At 73.0% G+C, this 2,978-nt stretch carries 2 protein-coding genes and 1 pseudogene; 2 read left to right on the top strand and 1 reads right to left on the bottom strand.

What is annotated here, in order from left to right:
- Window positions 1-218 precede the first annotated feature (218 nt).
- Entirely contained in the window at window positions 219-1,955 is a 1,737-nt protein-coding gene (locus IF12_RS0122355) for a hypothetical protein (protein ID WP_051704796.1), read from the top strand.
- 6 nt (window positions 1,956-1,961) lie between these two features.
- Here IF12_RS0122355 and ispD read toward each other — a convergent pair whose 3' ends face one another.
- Complete coding sequence (gene ispD, locus IF12_RS0122350) at window positions 1,962-2,696, bottom strand: 2-C-methyl-D-erythritol 4-phosphate cytidylyltransferase (protein ID WP_030162544.1); 735 nt, start codon at window positions 2,694-2,696, stop codon at window positions 1,962-1,964.
- Window positions 2,697-2,879: 183 nt separating this feature from the next.
- Here ispD and IF12_RS27340 point away from each other — a divergent pair.
- Window positions 2,880-2,978: pseudogene (locus tag IF12_RS27340) on the top strand (phosphocholine cytidylyltransferase family protein); the annotation flags it as partial.

The following is a 2,978-nucleotide window of genomic DNA, read 5'->3' as shown; positions in this document are numbered from 1 at the left end:
ATTATTTCGAGCGGGGTATCGAGCTGGCGATCGGTAAGGACGGGGTGCGGTTCGAGGCGGTCGACATCTCGCAGCACAACGTCATCGAAATCGACTTCGCCGAGGACCTCGAAGCGGTCAACCGGCAGTTCAAGTGAGTCGGCGCGGGTCCGGGCGAATCCGAGACCCGCGCGCGAACGCCCCGCACCATTGAGGTGCCGGGCTCTTCCATCAGAGGCGTGACCGACGTGAAACGACTGCTCAAATCCCAGACCGTCCGCCTGACGGCGGCAGCGGTGGCCGCCGTCGCCGCGGCCGTGGCCCTGCCCGGCGTCTCCTGGCCGACCTACCTGCTCGCCTTCGCCGTCCTCGCCACGGTCGCCCGCCGCCACCGCGAGGGCATCGCCTCGATGCGCGTCCCCCGGGTCCTCGCCGCGCTCGCGGTGCTCATCGAGGTCTGGACCGACGCCGGCGCCGCCCGCTGGCCCGTGCTCGTCGCCGGGGCCCTCCTCACCTGCTACCTCGCCTACGCCGACCTCGCGGCCAAGGCCATCGGGATCGGCCACCTCGACACCGTCAACCTGGAGGTCCGCCGGACGCGGCGCGAGCGCCTCACCAGCCCCGCCGCGATCGGGACCCTCGTCAACGCCCTCTCGGTCCTCTACGTGCTCGCCGCGGCCGTGCCCGTCGCCGCCGCCGTCACCGACCCGCTGCTGCTGGCGCTCGCCCTGGCCGTGCTCGCCTGGACCGGGGCCACTGCCGTTGCGGGCCAGTGGCGCCTGCGCCGCGACCCGCACCCGGTCGACGCCGCCGTCGCGGCGGCCGTCGAAGCCCTGCGGCCGAGGTTCGCCGTCCACTTCGCCGGGACCCGGCTGTCGGAGTACCAGCTCAAGATGTGGCTGCCGTACTTCGAGGCGGTCGGCGACCCGTTCGTGATCATCGTCCGCGAACGCCACCTCGTCAAAGGCGTCGCCGAGGCCACGACCGCGCCGATCGTGCGCGTCCCGGCCCAGTCGGTGCTCGACCGGTTGCTCCCGGCCGGCGTCGGCTCCTGCTTCTACGTCAACCACGCGGTCAAGAACGCGCAACTGGTCAAACTCGACAAATTCCTCCACGTGCAGCTCATGCACGGCGACTCGGACAAGCCGATCAGCCGCAGCCCGGTGTCGCTGATGTACGACCGCGTCTTCGTGGCCGGACAGGCCGGCGTCGACCGGTACCGCACGCACGGGGTCGACCTCCCCGTCTACAAGTTCCGCCGGATCGGCCGCCCGCAGCTCCACGAAATCCAGGTCGGGCCCCGCACTCGCGCGCCCGGCGAGCCGCCCGCGGTCCTCTACGCGCCCACCTGGGCCGGCCTGACCAGCGACGTCGACTACTCTTCCCTCGCCCAAGGCCAGCAGATCGTCGAAGCGCTCCTGCGCCGAGGCGCGCGCGTCATCTTCCGCGCCCACCCCTACACCGCCGCGAACAAGGCCTACCGGGGCTTCGCCGCCGAGATCCGCGCGCTGCTCGCCGCCGACGCCGCCTCCGGCGGCCCCGACCACCGGTGGGGTCCGCGCGCCGAACGCGAGGCGACGCTCACCGACTGCATCAACGCCGCCGACGCGGCCGTGTGCGACATCAGCGGCACCGCCTCCGACTGGCTCTACTGCGCCCGCCCGCTCGCGATGACCGACCCGCGCGGCATCGGCGCCGGCTACGCCGAGCAGTTCCCGCTCGCCCGCGCCGCCTACCTGCTGGAACCGGACGGCGCGAACCTTGACGAGGTCCTCGACGAACTGCTCGACCGGCCTCCCGGCCTCGACGCCCTCGCGCCGGTCCGCGCCGAGGTCCGCGAGTACTACCTCGGCGACATCGCCCCCGGCGACCTCGTGGCGGTCTTCCGCGACGCCGTCAAGGACACCTACGCGCCCGCGGCGGCCCCGGCCGCCACACCCGGCCCCGCCCCGGCCGTCCAGCTCGAACTGCGCTGAGCGCGGTCACTCCAGCAGCGCCGCGGCGATCGCGAGGTCGACCGGTTCGGTGACCTTGAGGTTCCGCTCGTCCCCGGGCACGAGCCGCACCGGCACCCGCGGCAGGTACCGCAGCACCACCGAGCAGTCGTCGGTCGCCGTGAAACCCGCGTCGAGCGCCGCCGCCGCGTACGCCTCCCGGATCACCCCGATCCGGAACCCCTGCGGGGTCTGCACCCGCCGCAGGGCTCCTCGCTCCAGCGCCCGCTCCATGAACGCCTCGCCGGCCTCCTCGCGCACGGACACGACCGTGTCCGCAGACGGCACCGCCGCGGTGACCGCAGCGTCCTCATCGAGCGCCGCCGCGACCGCCGCGATCACCTTCGCCGGCACGAGCATCCGCGCCGCGTCGTGGAGCAGCAGCCGGCACCCCGGATCGCCGCCGCACCGCCGCCAGGCCCACTCCACGGCCGCCTTCGAGGAGTCCGAGCGCGTCGCGCCCCCCGCGACGACCGCCGCCACCTTCCGCAGCCCGGCCTCGGCGACCAGCTCCCGCACCCGCTCGGCGTGGCCCTCGGCGATCACCACGACCACCTCGTCCACCGCCGCCGCGGCCTCGAAGGCCTCCAACGTGTGCAGCATCACCGGTTTCCCGGCGACCTCGATGAACTGCTTCGGCACCGGGGCGCCCATGCGCGCGCCGGTGCCCCCGGCCAGGACCGCGGCGATGGTCGGCGGGCGCCCGCTCGTCTGCTCTGGCACGTCGGCTCCATCGGGTCGTGGCACGGCTCGGGACTGCGACGCCACGATACCCGGTCGCCCAGGTCACGGCGCCGAGGCGAGCCGCGCGTCCCCACCTCATACCCGGCCTCGGGCACTGCGACCCGCGAACCACCGCCCGGTAAACTGCACCCGACTCACTCGCGATCATTTGGGGAATTCTCTGTGTCCACGAATATTGTCATTTTGGCGGCTGGTGTCGGTTCGCGGTTGGGGCGGCCGCATCCGAAGCCGTTGACGCCGTTGAGTACTGGTGAGACGATT

It is taken from the genome of Glycomyces sp. NRRL B-16210, from assembly GCF_000719515.1.
Taxonomy (GTDB): Bacteria; Actinomycetota; Actinomycetes; order Mycobacteriales; family Micromonosporaceae; genus Glycomyces.
This window is presented reverse-complemented; position numbering and strand designations above follow the sequence as displayed.